The 17,313-nt window shown below is 73.2% G+C and carries 17 protein-coding genes; 4 read left to right on the top strand and 13 right to left on the bottom strand.

The annotated features are described in order from the left end of the window. Positions 1 to 14 precede the first annotated feature (14 nt). The 3 genes from JWR33_RS00330 to JWR33_RS00340 form a co-directional block, all read right to left on the bottom strand. Entirely contained in the window at positions 15 to 1,394 is a 1,380-nt protein-coding gene (locus JWR33_RS00330) for a protein kinase (protein WP_297408483.1), read from the bottom strand. Between the two features lie 98 nt (positions 1,395 to 1,492). Next, a complete protein-coding gene (locus tag JWR33_RS00335; RefSeq protein WP_297408484.1) occupies positions 1,493 to 2,788 on the bottom strand; it encodes an NAD(P)-binding domain-containing protein in 1,296 nt (431 codons plus the stop codon). After that, the gene (locus JWR33_RS00340; RefSeq protein ID WP_297408485.1) at positions 2,785 to 3,204 is read right to left on the bottom strand and encodes an arsenate reductase ArsC; all 420 of its coding nucleotides are present in this window, start codon (positions 3,202 to 3,204) and stop codon (positions 2,785 to 2,787) included. The genes JWR33_RS00335 and JWR33_RS00340 overlap by 4 nt, the downstream gene beginning before the upstream one ends. Before the next feature lie 89 nt (positions 3,205 to 3,293). On the opposite strand from JWR33_RS00340, the gene JWR33_RS00345 reads away from it, so the two are divergent. The 3 genes from JWR33_RS00345 to JWR33_RS00355 all read left to right on the top strand — a co-directional run bounded on the left by JWR33_RS00345 (position 3,294) and on the right by JWR33_RS00355 (position 5,334). After that, on the top strand, positions 3,294 to 3,644 hold the full coding sequence (locus JWR33_RS00345; protein ID WP_297408486.1) for a metalloregulator ArsR/SmtB family transcription factor: 351 nt from the start codon (positions 3,294 to 3,296) through the stop codon (positions 3,642 to 3,644). Between the two features lie 16 nt (positions 3,645 to 3,660). After that, a complete protein-coding gene (locus JWR33_RS00350; RefSeq protein ID WP_297408487.1) occupies positions 3,661 to 4,917 on the top strand; it encodes an APC family permease in 1,257 nt (418 codons plus the stop codon). Between the two features lie 165 nt (positions 4,918 to 5,082). Continuing rightward, positions 5,083 to 5,334, top strand: coding sequence for a hypothetical protein (locus JWR33_RS00355; RefSeq protein ID WP_297408488.1), 252 nt, complete (start codon positions 5,083 to 5,085; stop codon positions 5,332 to 5,334). A gap of 133 nt (positions 5,335 to 5,467) precedes the next feature. Here the strand turns inward: JWR33_RS00355 and JWR33_RS00360 are convergent, their stop codons facing one another. From JWR33_RS00360 to JWR33_RS00385, 6 genes are all read right to left on the bottom strand, one after another. Next, complete coding sequence (locus JWR33_RS00360) at positions 5,468 to 5,719, bottom strand: hypothetical protein (RefSeq protein ID WP_297408489.1); 252 nt, start codon at positions 5,717 to 5,719, stop codon at positions 5,468 to 5,470. After that, the gene (locus JWR33_RS00365; protein ID WP_297408490.1) at positions 5,709 to 6,038 is read right to left on the bottom strand and encodes an ATP-dependent DNA ligase; all 330 of its coding nucleotides are present in this window, start codon (positions 6,036 to 6,038) and stop codon (positions 5,709 to 5,711) included. The genes JWR33_RS00360 and JWR33_RS00365 overlap by 11 nt, the downstream gene beginning before the upstream one ends. A gap of 125 nt (positions 6,039 to 6,163) precedes the next feature. Continuing rightward, entirely contained in the window at positions 6,164 to 6,457 is a 294-nt protein-coding gene (locus JWR33_RS00370; protein ID WP_297408491.1) for a hypothetical protein, read from the bottom strand. 331 nt (positions 6,458 to 6,788) lie between these two features. Continuing rightward, positions 6,789 to 7,895, bottom strand: a complete 1,107-nt coding sequence (locus JWR33_RS00375; RefSeq protein ID WP_297408492.1) for an acyl-CoA desaturase — start codon at positions 7,893 to 7,895, stop codon at positions 6,789 to 6,791. A gap of 119 nt (positions 7,896 to 8,014) precedes the next feature. Continuing rightward, positions 8,015 to 8,680: a response regulator transcription factor gene (locus JWR33_RS00380; protein ID WP_297408493.1), complete on the bottom strand. Its 666-nt coding sequence runs from the start codon at positions 8,678 to 8,680 to the stop codon at positions 8,015 to 8,017. Next, positions 8,677 to 9,939 carry a sensor histidine kinase gene (locus tag JWR33_RS00385; RefSeq protein ID WP_297408494.1) on the bottom strand — a complete coding sequence of 421 codons (1,263 nt, stop codon included), beginning with the start codon at positions 9,937 to 9,939 and terminating at the stop codon, positions 8,677 to 8,679. Before JWR33_RS00385 ends, JWR33_RS00380 begins: the two co-directional genes overlap by 4 nt. A 117-nt stretch (positions 9,940 to 10,056) precedes the next feature. On the opposite strand from JWR33_RS00385, the gene JWR33_RS00390 reads away from it, so the two are divergent. Then, positions 10,057 to 10,455: a S4 domain-containing protein gene (locus tag JWR33_RS00390; RefSeq protein ID WP_297408495.1), complete on the top strand. Its 399-nt coding sequence runs from the start codon at positions 10,057 to 10,059 to the stop codon at positions 10,453 to 10,455. A 4-nt stretch (positions 10,456 to 10,459) separates the two neighbouring features. Here JWR33_RS00390 and JWR33_RS00395 read toward each other — a convergent pair whose 3' ends face one another. The 4 genes from JWR33_RS00395 to JWR33_RS00410 all read right to left on the bottom strand — a co-directional run bounded on the left by JWR33_RS00395 (position 10,460) and on the right by JWR33_RS00410 (position 17,287). Beyond that, a complete protein-coding gene (locus JWR33_RS00395) occupies positions 10,460 to 11,431 on the bottom strand; it encodes an NAD-dependent epimerase/dehydratase family protein (RefSeq protein ID WP_297408496.1) in 972 nt (323 codons plus the stop codon). Next, complete coding sequence (locus JWR33_RS00400) at positions 11,428 to 14,121, bottom strand: alpha/beta fold hydrolase (protein ID WP_297408497.1); 2,694 nt, start codon at positions 14,119 to 14,121, stop codon at positions 11,428 to 11,430. The genes JWR33_RS00395 and JWR33_RS00400 overlap by 4 nt, the downstream gene beginning before the upstream one ends. Next, positions 14,118 to 15,140 (bottom strand): 3-oxoacyl-ACP synthase III, encoded by a 1,023-nt coding sequence (locus tag JWR33_RS00405; protein WP_297408498.1) that lies wholly within the window; start codon positions 15,138 to 15,140, stop codon positions 14,118 to 14,120. The genes JWR33_RS00400 and JWR33_RS00405 overlap by 4 nt, the downstream gene beginning before the upstream one ends. A gap of 179 nt (positions 15,141 to 15,319) precedes the next feature. Continuing rightward, a complete protein-coding gene (locus JWR33_RS00410; protein WP_297408499.1) occupies positions 15,320 to 17,287 on the bottom strand; it encodes a S8 family serine peptidase in 1,968 nt (655 codons plus the stop codon). Between the last annotated feature and the right edge of the window lie 26 nt (positions 17,288 to 17,313).

A 17,313-nucleotide genomic window follows, 5' to 3' on the forward strand; every position in this document is an offset into this window, starting at 1 on the left:
GGCGCTCGCGCGGGTCAGGCGGCGGCGACGGGGAGCGGGATGGCCGCTGCCCGCAGCTCGACCTCGTTCCGCACCATCGCGGCGAGGTCCTCGAGGGTCTGGATCTCGTCCGGCGAGATCGTCCGGGACGTGAAGTCGAGCACGCAGAGCGTCCCGATGATGCGTCCCTCCGAGGTGCGCAGCGGCACCCCCGCGTAGAACTGCACGCCGAAGTCGCCCGCGACCAGCGGATTCCTCGCCGCCCTCGGGTCGGTGCGCATGTCCTCGATGATCCACGGCGACGTCCGCAGGAGCGCGGCCGCACGACGGCCGGCCTCGCGGGAGAGCTCCCCGACGTCGACGCCGGGACGAGCCGCGGACCAGACCCGGTCCTCGTCGAGGAGGCTGACCATCGACACCGGAGCGCTGAGGACGCGCGCCGCGAGGGCGGTCAGCAGGTCGAAGGTCTCGTCGGTTCGAGAGTCGAGCACCTCGTACTGCCGGGCGGCAGTGAGCCGGGTGTCCTCCGAGGTCCGATCCGCCGTCGGCTCGGCATCCCGGTGCCGGCCGCTCTCCTCCTTCGCCGCCTGGCGGAAGGCCAGCAGCAGCTCGGGCACGGTGGGCCGGTCCGCCTGGTCGCGGGCGGTCATCGCTCGGAGCAGGGCTCGCCAGTGCTCGGGGAGGAACTCGGGCACCTCCGGGTCCTCGGTGAGTCTGCGCAGCGCCGACTCGACCCGCGTCGCCCCGGGGAAGGCGACGACCCCGGTGAGGGCTTCGAGCAGGACCAGCCCGAGCGAGTACACGTCGCTGGCCGGCGCGACCGGCTCGCGGCGCGCCTGCTCCGGACTGAGATAGGCCGCGGTTCCCGTCATCAGCTCAGTGGGTCCCGGCACGCGCCCTTCGACCTCGGCGATGCCGAAGTCGGTCAGCTTGGCCCGCGCCTGACGGCCCGTCCCCGGCTCACCGAGAAGGATGTTCGCAGGAGTGATGTCGCGGTGCACGACCCCGACGCCGTGCATGTACTCGAGCCCGTCGGCGAGGTCGCAGCCGATCTCCGCCGCCTCGAGGAGTGAGACCGGACCCTCCGCGATGCGCTGTTTGAGGTCGAGTCCGCGCACGAGCTCCATGACGAGGTAGATCCGCGGTGTGCCGTCGTCGTCGAGATCCACCCCCGCGTCGAGCAGCGTCACGACGCTGTGATGCGAGAGGCCGGCGAGGAGCTTCACCTCCGTGCGCTGACGCCGGACCTCGTCGTCGGTCAGCCCGCTGGAGCGGAAGACCTTGATGGCCACGTCCCTGCCGAGGAGCTCGTCGCGGGCCTCGTAGACGGCCGCCATCCCGCCGTGCCCGAGCGCGGCGCCCAGCCGGTAGCGGCCGTGCAGGGACGCCTCGGCCTGGCTCTGCACTGTGCTCACTTCCGACCCCCGCTCATCCCGATTCAGTCAAGCACATGCTCCCCGACGGGGGCGTTCGGTCTCCGCGAAAACTCGGGGAACTGGGGCGTCCGCGGGGATCAGCAGCAGGGAGAGTCCGGGCCCTTCGCCGAGCACCCCCCGGTCTCGGGAAGCACCAGCTCCACCCTCCGGGCGGCCTCGTCGTCCCCTGCCAGCTCTGCCGCGATCGACCGCACCTGCTCATAGCCGGTCAGGAGAAGGAAGGTGGGCGCCCGGCCGTAGCTCTTCATGCCCGCGAGGTAGAAGCCGGGCTCCGGGTGGGCGAGCTCGGCCGCCCCGTGGGCCGGCACGGTTCCGCAGCTGTGCAGTTCCGGATCGATGAGGGGGGCCAGGTGCACCGGCGCCTCGACCACGTCGTCGAGGGCCAGGCGCAGCTCGCGCAGAATGCCGAGCTCGGGACGGAATCCGGTGGCGGTGACCGCGATGTCGGCCTCGATGATGTCCCCGGCGCTGCTGACGAGCCGAACCCCGTCGGAGGTGTGCACCACGTCGGACACGGCGAAGCCGGCGATCCTCCTCACCCGGCCCTTCTCGACCAGCTCGCGGACCGCCGAGCCGAGCGACGCGCGTGCCGTCAGCTCGTCCTCCGCCGATCCGTAGAGCCGGTCGGAGTCGGCGCTGCGCAGGACCCAGACCGCCTCGGTGCCGGGCTCCAGCCGCGACAGCTCGTCGAGCGCGAGGAGGAGGTGGGCGGCGGTGTGGCCGGATCCGACGACCGCCACCCGGCGGCCGGCGAAGCGGCGGCGGTCGACGCCGAGGACGTCCGGGATGCCCGAGACGAGCCGGTCCCCGGCCGCGGAGAGCGGCGGCAGTCCGCTCGCCGTGACAGGACTCGGCGATGTCGTGGTGCCGGAGGCATCGATGACCGCTCCGGCGAGCAGCTCCTCGTCGCCGGACCCGGTGCGGAGGCGGAGCAGGAACGGCGCGGCGGCGCGCCCTCTGGTCCTCGTCCGGTCGAGGCCCTGCCGGGTGACTGCGGTGACCGCGGTCCCGTAGCGGATGCGGGGTCGGAGCGGCGCGGCGTCGGCGAGGGGGGCCAGATACTGCTCCGCGACGTCCCTCCCCGTGGGCAGAGCCTCCCGGTCCGGGGCGCGCCAGCCCTGCTCCGCGAGCAGACGCTCGGCGGCGGCGTCGACCACCGAGCGCCACGGGGAGAAGAGTCGCACGTGGCCCCACGCGTGCATGGCCGATCCCGCCGAAGCCCCGGCCTCGAGGACCACGACCTCAAGGCCGCGCTCGAGCAGATGCGCCGCCGCGGCCAGCCCCACGGGTCCGGCGCCGATCACGGCGACGGGAAGCCCCCGGACGACGCGGGGCGCGCGGACCACGGGGCTGTCGAGCAGGGACAGCGTCACCGTGCCACCTCGCCGGGCACGAGGCCGGCAAGGAGCGCCGCAACGCGGTCGCGGATGGCGTCGCGGATCGGGCGGACCTCGTCGATCCCGAGCCCGGCCGGATCCGGGAGCTCCCAGTCCTCGTAGCGCGTGCCGGGGAAGACCGGGCACACGTCGCCGCAGCCCATGGTGATGACGACATCGGATTCGCGGACCGCGTCGACGGTGAGGAGCTCCGGCTGCTTGCCGGCGATGTCGATGCCCTCCTCCGCCATGGCGGCGACCGCGACGGGGTTCACCCGATCGGCGGGTTCGCTGCCGGCCGAGAGCACCCGGACTCCCTGCTCGGACAGGGCGGCGGTGAAGCCTGCCGCCATCTGGGACCGTCCGGCATTGTGGACGCAGACGAACAGGACGGTGGGACGGGAGTCGGTCATGGGGCCTTCCTCATTCATCGACAGGGCTCGATGCATCGAGTATTCCCTCGTTCATCGACGTCCGTCAATGTTTGCGGCACACTGAGAACATGCCCGTCGCGGAACTGCTCCCCCTCACCGATGTGACGGCCTGCTGCGCGCCGCTCACCCGCGCGGCGATGCCCGCCTCAGCTGCCGAGGGGCTGGCCCGCGCCCTCAAGGCGCTCGCCGACCCGGCACGGCTGCGCCTCGTGTCCCTGGTGGCTGCCCACGCGGACCAGGAGGCGTGCGTGTGCGATCTGACCGAGCCGCTCGGCCTCGCGCAGCCGACCGTGTCGCACCACCTCAAGGTGCTGGTGGACGCCGGCTTCCTCACCCGGTCCAAGCGCGGCACCTGGGCCTATTACCGCCTCGTCCCCGGATCGCTCGACTCCGTCGCCGCGATCCTGCGGACGGTCTGAGCCGGCACCGTCTGACGTGACGACCGCCTCCCTCTCCCGTCGGCTGGGCACCGCCGACGCGGTGGTGCTCGGACTCGCCTCGATGATCGGGGCTGGCGTCTTCACGGTCTTCGCCCCGGCCGCCGCAGCGGCCGGGAGCGCCCTGCTGCTCGCCCTGCTGCTGGCCGCCGCAGTCGCGTTCTGCAACGCGACCTCCACGGCCCAGCTCGCGGCAGCGCACCCCGTGGCCGGTGGAGCCTACGCCTACGGCCGCACCGAACTCGGGCCATGGTGGGGGTTCCTGGCCGGCTGGAGCTTCGTGATCGGCAAGACCGCGAGCTGCGCGGCGATGGCCACCGCCTTCGGGGCCTACGTCGCCCCAGGGGGCTGGGAGCGCCCGTTCGGCATCGCGGCCGTCGCCGTCCTGACTCTCGTGAACTGCCTCGGCATCACCCGCACCGCGAGCGCCGCCCGGGCGATCGTGAGCGTGGCGGTCGCGGCCCTGATCGTCGCCGTCGCGGCCGGCTTCGCGAGCTGGCGCCCGGGCGCGGCGGCCGAGTCGGCGCTGCAGGGCAGCCCGTACGGGATCCTGCAGGCCGCCGGCCTGCTCTTCTTCGCCTTCGCAGGCTACGCCAGGATCGCGACCCTCGGCGAGGAGGTGCGCGATCCGGCGAAGACCATCCCCCGGGCCATCGGGATCGCCTTCGCCGGCGCCCTCCTGCTCTACCTGCTGGTCGCGGTGGCGCTCCTCGGCGGTCTCGGCGTCGACCGGCTCAGCGCCTCGGCGGCCCCCCTCGCCGAGCTGGCGGAACGGAGCGGGTGGCCAGGAGCGGCCGTCGCCGTCGGCATCGGAGCGGCCGCCGCGGCACTGGGGGCACTGCTGGCGCTCACGGCCGGGATCAGCCGCACGATGCTCGCGATGGCCCGCGAAGCCGACCTTCCCCGCCTGCTCGCCCACGTGCATCCCGGCTCGGGCGTGCCCCGCCGCGCGCAGCTCGCCGTCGGGATCGCGGCGTGCCTCCTGGTCGCCCTGACGGATCTTCGCACCGCGATCGGGTTCTCGTCCTTCGGGGTGCTCCTCTACTACTTCGTCGCCAACCTGTCCGCCCTCCGCCAGGCACCCGCGGCCCGCCGATACCCTCGGCTCCTCGCGGCAGGAGGCGCGATCGGCTGCCTGCTGCTCGTCGCGACCGTCCCCCTGCCGGCGCTGCTGACCGGCATCGCCGTGCTCGCCGCCGGGATCGGCGCACGCCTGCTCCTCGGCCCCGCTCGGAATCGCCGGTCGAGCTCCTAGCCCGCGCTGCGGAGGAGATCGGCCCGGCACACGCCGGCAACCGCTGACCGCCGCAATGCGGATCGCCCGCGACCGGACGGGGGCGCCCGCCGTCGATGCCTTCTCGCAGACGCCCCCGGCGTCAATCCCTGGTCTCGGCGTCCTGCCGGATGGTTCGGTGAGGGCATGACGATTCGCGACGCGCCCGGCACCGACATCCTCGAACTGGTCGCGGTCAGCGACACCGAATGGCGGGTGGGCGACAGCCGCATCGCCCCAGGAAACGGCGCGCGCGTGTTCGCCCGGGTCGAGCGCACCCCCCAGTACTTCCTGGTGAGCTGGAACGCTCCCAGCGAGGGCTGGGCCGCCTTCCGCACGTTCGAGGACGCGAAGCGGGCGCTTCAGCGCAGCCTCTCGGTCGGCTCCCTCGCCGCCTGACCCCTGCCGAGCAGGGCGTTCGGGCGGGCGCGGCAGCAGGACGGCCAGGGCCGGTCGGTGACAGGGCCGGTAGGTCAGTCGTCGGTGCGGTCGGTCGCTTGGCGAGTCGCTTCAGGCAGAGCCTGCCGGCGGGTCAGCGCCGTCCCACGGTCGCGTGATCCAGTTCCGCCTCCGATGGGGCGGTCACCTGGTGCAGCTCGAGCGGAACCCCGGGCGTGATCAGGAGCTGAGCCGCGTTCGGCAGTCCCTCGCCCACGTTGACCTCGAGCCAGCCGGGCGTCCCCGACGCGAGCACCGACTCGATCTGGGCGCGGACCTCATCGATGCGCTCGCCCGCCACCGAGTATTCGCGACCGCCGTAGTAGACGTAGACCCTACTGCCCATCGTCGGACTCCTTCTTGCCCGGCTCTGCGGGCTCCGGCACGAGTCGCAGACCGGCCGCCGAGTTCGCCGCCGTCATCAGGTCGTCGATCCAGGCGCGGTTGATCGCCGGCGGACGGCCGCCGTAGAACTTGTAGAAGATCGGAATGGCCGGGTGCAGCCAGATGACCGAGCGCCCGTCGCCGATCTGCGAGTCGTCCCGCCAGGAGAAGTAGAACGACTCGTTCCGGCGCAGCTTCGCGCCGATCACGATCTGCAGATGTGCGAGAACCCTGTCATCGAAGTCCACAACCAGAGTGGAGTCATACGTCAGCTTTCCCATGATTGCCCCTCGATCGATCGCAACCACCAGAGCGGCAGGGGCGCGAGGCCGCGACCTCTGCTCTTCACGTTCCCCCATCGTAGGCCTTCCGTCAACCGGGTTTGCATGCGGGTTTCCCCTCCCCATCAGCCCCTGTCTGCTGCGGCGCGGCCGTTCGGCGGGCCGCCGTACACGCCCTGCCGATACGGCCCGGGCGGGGAGAACAGGACGGAGCGATCCGCGGCCTCGAGGGACGTGTAGCGGCCGATGAGCCGCCGCCGGGCCGGGTCGAGGTCGAAGGACACCACGCGGTAGTGCTCATCCGGTCCCCCGCGGTCGATGAGCCTCACCACAGCGGCAGGAACGCGCGGCTCGTCCCGCATCAGCACCCATTCGTCACGTCCGATCCGGACGGGACCGTCGCCGATCCACAGTGCCACCGAGCTCCCTCCCCAGGCGCCCGGCCGCGCGGCTTCCATGCTACGAGCGCGGCCCGACAGCGGCCGCCTCGAGCCGCAAGGGGGTTCCTCCTCGCGCCCGGCTCCGCCTCGTCCACCTGGGATGCGGTGCTCGGCCGGTTCGGTCCGGACGTGGCCGCGGTCCACCGGGCTCGGGGCCTCGTCGTCGACCGCGTCGCCCTCGACCCGGAGTGGATCGGATCGGATCGCGCTCTCCGGCTTGTCGGACGGGGCGTCCGACGCCCTCTCGCTCGGCCTGCCGAACGGCGGGCCGCGCTCCGCGCTCGTCAGGGCCGGCGAGCGGACAGGGGCGCTACACCGTGCGGTAGGCGGCGGCGAGCGGGCAGTCGAACGGGTCGGCCGCGCCGATGCCCACCTTGTGGATGTACCGCACGATGATCCGGTAGGAGTCGAGCAGCTTGGTCTCCGTGTATGGCACGTCGAGCTTCTCGCAGTACGCCATCACGATCGGGCGGGCCTTGCGGAGGTTGACGCTCGGCATGTTGGGGAACAGGTGGTGCTCCACCTGGTAGTTGAGGCCGCCCATCGCGGTGGGGATGACCCACGAGCCGCTGATGTTGCGCGAGGTGAGCACCTGGCGGCGGAGGAAGTCGATGTTGACGTCCTCGCCGATGATCATCATGCCCTTGTGGTTGGGGGCGAAGCTCCCGGCCATGTAGAGCCCGAACGAGAAGAGCTGGACGAGCATGAACACGGCACCGAGGAGGGGACCGAGCGCGAGGAAGACGAGCACCGGGAAGCCGATGAGGCGCAGGGCGAGGAGGCTGGCCTCGACGGCACGGTGCTTCAGCGGCTCCTTGCCGAGAACGAGCTTGACCGCGTTGACGTGCAGGTCGATGCCGGCCAGCAGCAGGATCGGGATGAAGAAGTAGCCCTGCTTGCGGGTGATCCAGCGGGCGGCGCCGGTGCGCTGCTCGGCATCCTCCTTGGTGAAGGCGATGGCGCCCGGCGTGATGTCGTTGTCCTTGCCGACCTTGTTCGGGTTGGCGTGGTGACGGGAGTGCTTGTTCATCCACCAGCCGTAGCTGAGGCCCACGAGCGAGTTGCCGACGATGCGGGAGAACCACTCGTTGCGCTTGCCCGACTCGAACATCTGCCGGTGCGCGGCATCGTGCGACAGGAAGGCGACCTGGGTGAAGACGATGGAGAAGTAGACGGCGACCAGCAGCTGCCACCAGGTCTGACCGAGCGTGAACAGCAGCACGAAGCCGAGCGCCACGGCGGCCGCGAGGACCAGGCAGCGGACGGCATACCAGAGGGGCCGGCGCTCGAGCAGGCCGGCGGCCTTGATCTCGTTGGCCAGGGCGGTGTAGTCGCTCGCGTGGGCCGCCTGCGCGCCGCCCGGCCGGGTGCGGCGAGGAACGGTGGTGCGGAACCCGGGAGTGGTGGTGCTGGTCATGTTTTCGACAGTACGTTCGCAAAGCGAAGGCCGCGTCACTCCCCGGTGCCGTCGTAGTGATACCCCCGTAGGGGGCCGCGAGCTGGGCCCGACGGAGGCCGCCCTGTCACCCCCTCGTCTCAGTCCTGAGCGGAGGGGACGACGAGACCGGACTCGTACGCGACGACGACCGCCTGGGCGCGGTCGCGCACGCCGAGCTTGCCCAGCACCCGGCTCACGTGGGTCTTCACGGTCTGCTCGGCGATGAACAGGGTGTGCGCGATCTCGAGGTTCGTCTTGCCGCTGGCCACCTGCACGAGCACCTCGCGCTCGCGGTCCGTCAGTCCCGCCAGCACCTCCGGAGCCGGCCGGCGCACGGCGGGCACCGTGGCGAAGCGCTCGATCATCCGCCGGGTGACGCTCGGCGCGAGCAGGGCGTCGCCGCGGGCCACGACCCGCACGGCCGTGACGAGCTCGGCGGGCAGGGCATCCTTCAGCAGGAACCCGCTCGCCCCCGCCCGGATGGCCGCGAACACGTAGTCGTCGATGTCGAAGGTGGTGAGCATGATCACGCGGACCGAGGTGTCGTACTCGGCGATCCTCCTCGTGGCCTCGATGCCGTCGAGGACCGGCATGCGCACGTCCATGAGCACGACGTCGGGCGCGAGCTCCCGCACCACCTCCACCGCCTCCTCGCCGTCGCGCGCCTCGCCGACGACGTCGATGCCCTCCTGGGCGCCGAGCAGCGCGGCGAACCCCGCCCGGACCATGGCCTGGTCGTCGGCGATCACCACCCGCACGCTCACGGCTGGTCACCGATGTCGGGCACGCCGTGCAGGGGCAGGACGGCGCGGACCAGGAAGCCGCCGTCGGGCGCATCGCCCGCGGTCACCGTTCCGCCGACGCTCGCGGCGCGCTCCGTCATCCCGATCAACCCGAGCCTCGATCCGCTGGTGCCCCCGGTCGAGGAAGGCGTCGTGTTCTGCACAGTCAACACGAGGTCGTCTCCCGCTCGCTCGCAGCGCACCGTGACCGCGGTCCCCGCCGCGTGCCGGGAGGCGTTGGTCAGGGCCTCCTGAACGATGCGGTACGCGGCGAGGCCGACGACCTCGGTCATCTCCTCGCCCAGCTCCGGCGCCGAGTCCAGGGTCACCTGCATCCCGGCGCGGGCCGCCTGGTCGATCAGCTCGGGGATCCTCTCGAGCCCCGGCTGCGGATCGAGCTCCCTGGGCCCCTCCGTCGTGCGCAGGACCCCGAGCAGCCCACGCATCTCGCGGAGCGCCTGCCGGGAGGAGGCGGCGATCTCCTCGAACTCCTCCACCGAGCGCTCGTCGATGTCCGGGTTGCGGTAGCGCGCGGTGCTCGCCTGGATGTTGATCATCGACATGCTGTGCGCCACCACGTCGTGCAGCTCGCGGGCGATGCGCGCCCGGTCCTCCGCCAGCGTGCGCCGCGAGTACTCCTCGGCGCTCACCTCGCGCTCCCGCAGCAGCTGACGGCGGATCAGCTGCCACTGGCCGAGGATGATGCCGACGATCAGCGCTCCGCCGGAGATCGAGACGTAGATCACCAGGTTGGCGGACACCTCGTCGGTGCTGGCGGGGTGCAGCGCGACGGCGACGAGCGTGGAGAGGACCACGCTGGCGAGCCAGCCGGCGATCGAGACCTGCCAGACGGCGCGCAGCGCGACGAGGAACACCACGAGGGTCTGGGTGATGAGCAGCACGACCCACCACGGCCACGGTCCCGCCTCCAGTCTCGAGCCGAGGGTCTGCAGGCCGAGGGTCGCGGCGAGAGAGATCAGGGTCGCCAGAGTGGGGCGGAGGACTGCGAGGGGCAGGGCGCCGACGTGCAGGCCGGCGAGGGCGAACGCGACGATGAGCGGCACGTCGTAGACGCGGACGGCGATCGGGGTCTCGACGGCGAGCAGGACGATGGCCGCGAGGCAGGCGAGCACCACGGTGCCCGCCGTCAGGTCGATGCGGCTGACGAGCTGCGCCGTGCGGATGGCCGCGCGGACGAGGGGTGCCCGGCGCCGTCCCGGGGCGGTACTCGTTCCGTCCATGCCTACGTCTATACCGCAGTTGCGCTCCGGTTGGAGGCGGGGCGCCCCGAGCGGCGCACGGCGAGGCAGTCGCGCACGCGCGAGGGCGGCGGCGCGGGCGCGCCGTAGTCTCGAGGGGTGACCGAACCGGTGCGGGTGGACGTGTGGCTGTGGGCCGTCCGGGTCTTCACGACGCGCTCGATCGCGACGGCCGCCTGCCGGGCTGGGCACGTGCGGATCAACGGGGACCGGGTGAAGGCCGCCGCTCAGGTGCGGGTCGGCGACGAGGTCCGGGCGCGGACCGACCGCGAGCACATCCTCGTGGTCCGGGCCCTGCTGCGGAAGCGGGTCGGCGCCGCGGTCGCCGCGGAGGCGGTCGAGGATCGGACGCCCCCTCCCCCGCCGCGCACCGAGGTCGCCCTCGGCATGGTGCGCGACCGAGGAAGCGGCAGGCCGACCAAGCGGGACCGCCGGGAGATCGAGCGGCTCCTCGGCTCGGCATCCTCCGAGCCGGGGCGCTCCTCCGAGCGGAGCTGAGGGATCAGCTCGACGCGTAGGAGGCGGCGAGCCGGCGGAGGCCCTCGTCGAGATCGACGGCGGGCGCCCAGCGCAGGTCCCGCCGGGTGAGCCGCTGGTCGAACCAGTGCGCCGTGGAGAGCTGCTCGGCCAGGAATCGGGTCATCGGCGGCTCGTCGGCGCCGGGGCGCACGCGCCAGGCGGCTTCGACGAGCGAGCCCGCGAACCGGGCGAGGCCCGGAGGCACGCTCCAGGCCGGCGCCGGGACTCCGGCCGCCGCGCAGATGCCCGCGAGCATCTCGGCGACCGGGCGCGGCTCCCCGTTGGTGACCACGTAGGCGCGCCCGTGCACGTCGTCGACGCGGTCGAGGGCGGCCCGCAGCGCCGACGCGGCGTTGTCCACGTAGGTGGTGTCGATGAGTGCGGCGCCGGAGCCGAGGAGCGGCAGGCGCCGCCTGCGGGCGCGCTCGACGATCCGCGCCACGAGCTGGGTGTCCCCGGGTCCCCACACCAGGTGCGGGCGCACCGCGACCACCCGCAGCTCGGGCGAGTCGGCGGCGAGGGCGAGGAGCTCCGCCCGCGCCTTCGTTCGCGCGTACTCGCCGCGGGCCCGATCCGGGTCGGCGGGCGCTGCGCCCTGCCCCGCGAGCGAGCTTCCACCATGGGCCACCGAGGGCGAGGACACGTGGACGAGCCGGGGCACCCCTGCTGCCCGGGCGGCATCCAGCACCGCACGGGTCCCCTGCACGTTGACCGCTGCGAACTCGGCGGGGTCTCCGGCCAGCGACACCTTCGCGGCGAGGTGCACGATCGCGTCGGTCCCCGCCACGGCGCAGCGGACGTCGGCGGCGGACGTGAGCGTGCCGAGGGCGTCCTCGGCCCCGGCGATCCCCGAGGGGCGACGCTGGAGGGTGCGCACCTCGTGGCCTGCGGCGAGAAGGGCCCGCGCGGTCGCCCGGCCGAGGAGCCCGCTGGCCCCCGTCACGAGGACCTTCACGGCGCCGTCATCCGCTTCCCCGAGAGCACGCGCTCCGCCCAGCGCGAGAGCCGGGCACGGTCGATCTTCGAGTTGTGCCGGATGTCGGTGGGCAGGCGCGGCACGGCGAGGACCGCGGCGAGCGGGACGCCGGCAGCCTCCCGCACGCGGGCGGCGAGCTGCGGTGCGGCGAGGGCGGGCCGGCGAGTGGCGGGCTCCGTCTCGACGACCGCCACCGCCTGCTGAGTGCCCAGCGGGCCGACGCCCGCGAGGCCGGCGCGACGCACGCCCGGCACCCGCCCGATCCGCTGCTCGGGCGCCACCGGGGTGAGGACGCCGTCGGCCGTGCTGAGGACGTGCACCAGTCGGCCTTCGATCCAGAGCCGCCCCCCGTGGTCGAACGACCCGACGTCGCCGGTGCGGTGCCCGCGGGCGCCGTCGGGGAAGCGGAAGTCGGCGTCGCGATCGGTGACCCAGAGACGGGAGTAGCCGCGCTTCAGGTGCGCGGCCGACACCACGATCTCGCCCGGAGCGCCGGGCCGGGCTGTGGCGGTCGCCGACGGGACTCCCCGGTCGTCGAGTGGAGCGACGGCGATGCGCACGCCGGGGATGGGTGTGCCCACGCAGACTCCGGGGCCGTCGCCGACCGAGCGGAGCTCGTCGAGCGTGATGTCGGTCAGCAGCAGGCCCTCGGTCATGCCGTAGGGGGTCGATGCGGTGGCGTTGGGCATCAGCCGGGCGATGCCCTCGAGCAGCCCCCGGTCGACGGGAGCGCCTGCCGACAGGACGGTGCGGACCCCCGTGAGCGCGGTGCGGTCCGCCGGGGTCAGCGACTTCGAGGTCGCCACGACGTTCGCGACGGCGGCCGGCGAGAGGAACACGACCGTGGCGTCCACGGCGGCGACCGCCGCCGCGACGGCCGGCGCGGTGAGCGTTGCGGGCGCGGTGACGTCCATGTCGGGCGTCGCCGAGCGGGCGCCGAGCGCGGGACCGAGCAGGGCGAAAGGCGCGAAGCCCGCGACCAGGCCGGTGCCGACGCCCACGCCGTAGTGCACGGCGAGCACGTCCCGGAGGGCCTGGAGCCGGCCGTGGGTGTAGACCACGCCTTTCGCGGGCCCGGTGGAGCCCGAGGTGAAGAGGATCGCCGCGATGTCCTCGGCGGACGGCTCGGCAGCCAGGATCTCGTCGCGCCCCAGCTCGAGGAGCTCGCCGAAGGTGGCGGAGACGCCGAGGGCGCGCCGCAGAGGCGCCGAGAGCTCACCGGTGGAGATGCGCTGTCCGGGCCAGCCGAGGGCGCGTGCGGCGGCCAGTCCGGGCCGGGCGCCGATGATGTGATCGGGCCAGGTGCCGACCACCGCACGGCTGAGCCCTCGGAGGCCGAGCCCGGCGTCGGCGACCACGACCACCGCGCCGATCCGCAGGCAGGCGTAGAGGGCGGCCGTGAGGTCGGCTCCCGGCGGCACGAGGAGCGACACCCGATCGCCCGGGCGCACGCCGGAGCGCACCAGGCCAGCGGCGAGCTGCCGGACCCGGCGGGAGAGCAGCCGCCAGGAGACCGTCCGCGGCTCGGCGCGTCCGGACGGTGCGAGCTCGACCAGGGCGACGTCGTCGCTCTCGCGCAGCTCGTCGAGGCGGCTCCAGAGGGGCGGCGAGACAACCTCGGGATCGTCCGCTGCGTCACCCTCGGCCGGCGTCGCTGCCTCACCCGGCTGCGCCACCTCGGCCGCGGTCGGTCCCTTCCTGGACAGCCAGGAGAGGGCCGCCTCGGCATAGTCGGCGTCCTCGGCGACGAGGTGTCCGGCGCCGGTGAAGCGGTGCACGTCGCCGCCGAGGCGATCGGACAGGTCGTCCAGGTAGCGGTCGCTGAAGATCGGGTCCTTCGGCCCCCAGAGCAGGAGGGATGGAACGCCGAGCGCACGCGCCCCCTCCGCGATGCGCTGGAGCTCCGGCCGGCTCGGGTGGCGCTCGTCGACCGGGATGTCCGCGACGAAGTCCCGGATCCCGCTCCGCCGGGCCGGCTCCCGGTACGGGGCACGGAACGCGTCCTTGACGTCGGGGCCGAGCGCCGGCGAGGCGAGCGCGAGAGTGGTCTCCAGGAAGGCGGGAGTGCTGCGGGTGGCCAGGTCGAGCACGCCGGGCCGGAGGGCGAGGCGCAGCGGCGCGGGGATCGGGTACCCCTCCGGCTGGTGCACGGCGGTGTTCAGGGACAGGACCGCCGCAAGCAGGTCGGGGTGGTCGACTGCCCAGCCGAGGGCGACGACCCCGCCCCAGTCGTGACCCAGAGAGACGACCGGGTCCTCCAGCTGCAGGGCATCCGTGAGGTCACCGAGGTCCCTCACCCGCCGGGCGAGCGGGCGGACCGTGCCGGTGCGCTCCGAGAAGCCCATCTCGAGCTGGTCCGGAGCGATCACCCGCCAGGCATCGCCGCCTGCCGCGGCCTGCTCGACCGCGGCGGAGAGCAGCCGACGCCAGAGGTAGGACCAGGTGGGATTGCCGTGCACCGCGACGATCGTGCCGACCGCGGTCGTGCCGAGCGCGGCGAGGGCGGGACCGTTGTCGAGCAGGTGCCAGGTGCGCACGGCGCCGCTGCCGCTCTCCGGCACGTCGAGGAGCCGGGAGAAGGCCGGATCGAGCCCGGGCAGCCCCCGAGGGGGCACGGCGGCGGGCAGCGAGGCGGGCGTCGCCCGCGAAGGCGACTCCCCCGCGCTCACCAGGCGAGTTCCAGCATCGAGGTGTTGAGCCCCGAGCCGACGCCCATCAGCAGCACCCGATGCCCCGGGCGGAGCTTCTCGGCCTCGTCCACCAGGGTCATCGGGATGGAGGCGGGTCCCACGTTCCCGTAGCGCGGGTAGGTGAGCGGGACCCGGGCGCGATCGAGGCCGACCGCCTTCACGATGGCGTTGGTGTGCACGTCCGACACCTGATGCAGGATGTAGCGGTCCATGCTCTGCCACTTCCAGTCGCGGGTGGCTTCCTTCCAGGCGGACACGACGAGCTCCATGCCGCCCTTCAGGAGCGCCTTGGCGTCGGTGAACATGCCGTCGACGCTGCCGACGCAGAGCTCGTTGAACTGGGTGGCGGCCCGCGTCACCCCGCCGACGAGGCGGTGACCGTCGGGGTGCCGGTCGGTGCGCCCGAGCACCGCGGCCGCCGCGCCGGAGCCGAGGGTGAGGCTCGCGAACTCGCTCATGAAGTCGGCGCGGCCGATGTCCTCGCGGGTCAGCCGCTCGATGGTGTTGGCCTGGATCTCGTCCGCATCCTCGCCGTCGATGACGACCGCATAGTCGATCTGGCCCGAGTCGATCATCTGGGCGGCGAGGCTCATGCCGTTGACGAAGCCGAGACAGGCGTTGGCGATGTCGAAGTTGATCGCCGACGACGGCAGGCCGAGCCCGTGGTGCAGGCGGACGGCGACCGACGGCTCGAGGTGCTTGCGGGTGACGGAGGTGTTGATCAGCAGGCCGACGGACTCGGGGGCGACTCCGGCCTCGCGCAGGGCCCGCCGTCCCGCGTCGATGGCGGCGTCGTCGAACTGCTGCTCGCTGCCCCAGTTGCGCCGCTCGTAGATCCCGGCGACGCGCTGGAGCAGCCCCTCGGGCAGCCGCAGGCGACGGAGCACCGGACGGAGCCGGTTGTCGATCTGCTCAGAGGTCGTGACTCGTGGAGCAACCGTGCTCGCCACCGAAAGCAGCGACACGTTGTGATGTCTCCACGTTGCGTTCCCGTCCACACGGCTCCTGTCGACTTGCCGGCGCGCAGGTTCTTTCGGCGCGCCGCACCCATTTTCCCCTGCGTCGGCGATCATTCCGACCACCTTGCGGTGCGCGGGCGTGCGGATGCAGGGGCGTGAGCCAGTGCAACCGCGGCGCAGGCCACAGAATTCCGGGGGCGTGCGAGCGGGGGCGCGGGTCAGCGCGTGGCCGCCTTCTTCCCCGAACTGGTCCTGGAGACGGCGGTGTAGCCCGACTTGGAGCCCGTCACCGTGACGGTGATCGTCCTGCCGGCATCAGCGGAGCGGACCCTGTAGGTGGAGGCGGTGGCGCCCGTGATCGCGACGCCGTCTCGTCGCCACTCGTAGCGGATCGCGACCGCTGCGGGCGCCCAGGCGCCGGCGGCGGCGGACAGGGTCCTGCCCACGACTGCCGTCCCCGAGATGGTCGGCCGAGGTGTCGCGGTCAGCACCCGGCCGATCGCGACCTCGGCGCTCCTGCGGGCGGCTGACGCGTAGCCCGGCTTGCTCGCGATGACCGTGACGCTGATCGATCGTCCGGCGTCCGCGGCGGAGAGCGTGTACGTCCGGCCGGTGGCACCGGGGATGACGGCGCCCGAGCGCCTCCACTGGAAGGTGCCCGTGACCGATCCGGGTCCCCAGGTCCCGATGGACATGGTCAGCGTCTCGCCGACGGCCGGGATTCCGCGCAGGATGGGAACGGGCCCGAGGGACAGTGCGAGGGGAGCTGCGGCAACGACGCGACTCGGCGCACTCTCTGCGGAGGTGCCGCCCGGGTTCGTGGCGCGCACGGTGAAGCTGCGCGGGAGGCTCCCGACCCCGGGGAAGAGCAGGCGGGTGGCGGTGCCCGCGGATCGGGACAGCGGTCCTCCCGCGGCGGGCGGCCCGGACATGCTGACCGTGTAGTCCGTGACGGGAGCGTCCGGGGAGGACACCGCGTCCCAGGTGACGAGCACGTTTCCGCCGGACGGCACGGCGGTGAGTCCGGTCGGGGCTGAGGGCGGCGCGGGCGGCGCGAAGCCCGCCGGATCGGCGAAGATCAAGAGGTTGGGAGTGCCAGGGCCGACGTCGGAGATCCTCGCCGGCGTGGCCGCGCCGAGCAGCGCGGTCGCCACCTCTGCCGGCGTGGCCCGCGGGAACTGCGAGAGGTAGCGCGCGGCGACCCCGGCGACGTGCGGTGCCGCCATCGACGTGCCGATCATCCCGGCGAGTCCGGTCGTGCTTCCCGTGGACGCCGAGTAGATCGGCTTGGAGTAGTCGCCGCCGGGTGCGAAGACGTCGACGCAGGTGCCCCAGTTCGAATAGGACGCGCGAGCGTCGGTCGGGCTCGCGGCGGCCACGGTCAGGGCGTCGGGCGCGCTCGCGGGCGAGGTGCGGCAGGCATCCGAGTTCTCGTTGCCGGCTGCGGCGACCACGGTGATGCCGTCCGCGACGGCGGCGGCGACCGCGTCGTTGAACCAGTGGCTCACGGGGCCGCCGATGCTCATGTTGAGCACGGCCGGCGCGCCCGCCTGGTGGTTCGCCACGACCCACTCCAGGCCGTCCAGCACCTCGAATCCGGTGCTGGTGGAGCCGGAGCAGTTGAGGACCCGCACAGGGATCAGCCGCGCCTCGGGCGCCACGCCGACGGTCGTGCCCGCGATGGTCCCCGCCACGTGCGTGCCGTGACCGTTGCAGTCGGTGGCGGTCCGCCCGTCCTCAACGGCGTTGTAGCCGGCGGCCACCCGCCCGGAGAACTGGCCGTGATCGGCTCGGATGCCGGTGTCCACGACGTACACGTCGACGCCCAGGCCACGAGTGCCGGCCGGCGCGGTGTAGGTCCCGGAGAGCGGCAGATCCCGCTGGTCGAGGCGGTCGATGCCGTAGGAGGGCACGGCGAGCGCGGTGATGGGAAGGTTGGGCTCGAGGAGCATGTCACGGCGGCGGTCGAGTGCCTCCGCTGCGACGTCCGGGAGGGTCACGGCCAGCACGTCGAGCCTGTCGTAGACGTCCTCGACGGTTCCGCCGGCCGCGGCGATCGTGGACCGGAAGTCGGTCGCGTCGCCGGTCACGGAGACGAGGTACTCGCTCTCCGATGCGTCGGCGAGTGCGGGCGTGGCGACCAGCGCGGAGAGCACCACGGCGAGCGCGGCGATCCCCGCCGACACGGTGCGTGCCGCGGACCGCCCCGAGC

The sequence above is a fragment of the Naasia sp. genome (assembly GCF_025465545.1).
GTDB lineage: Bacteria > Actinomycetota > Actinomycetes > Actinomycetales > Microbacteriaceae > Naasia.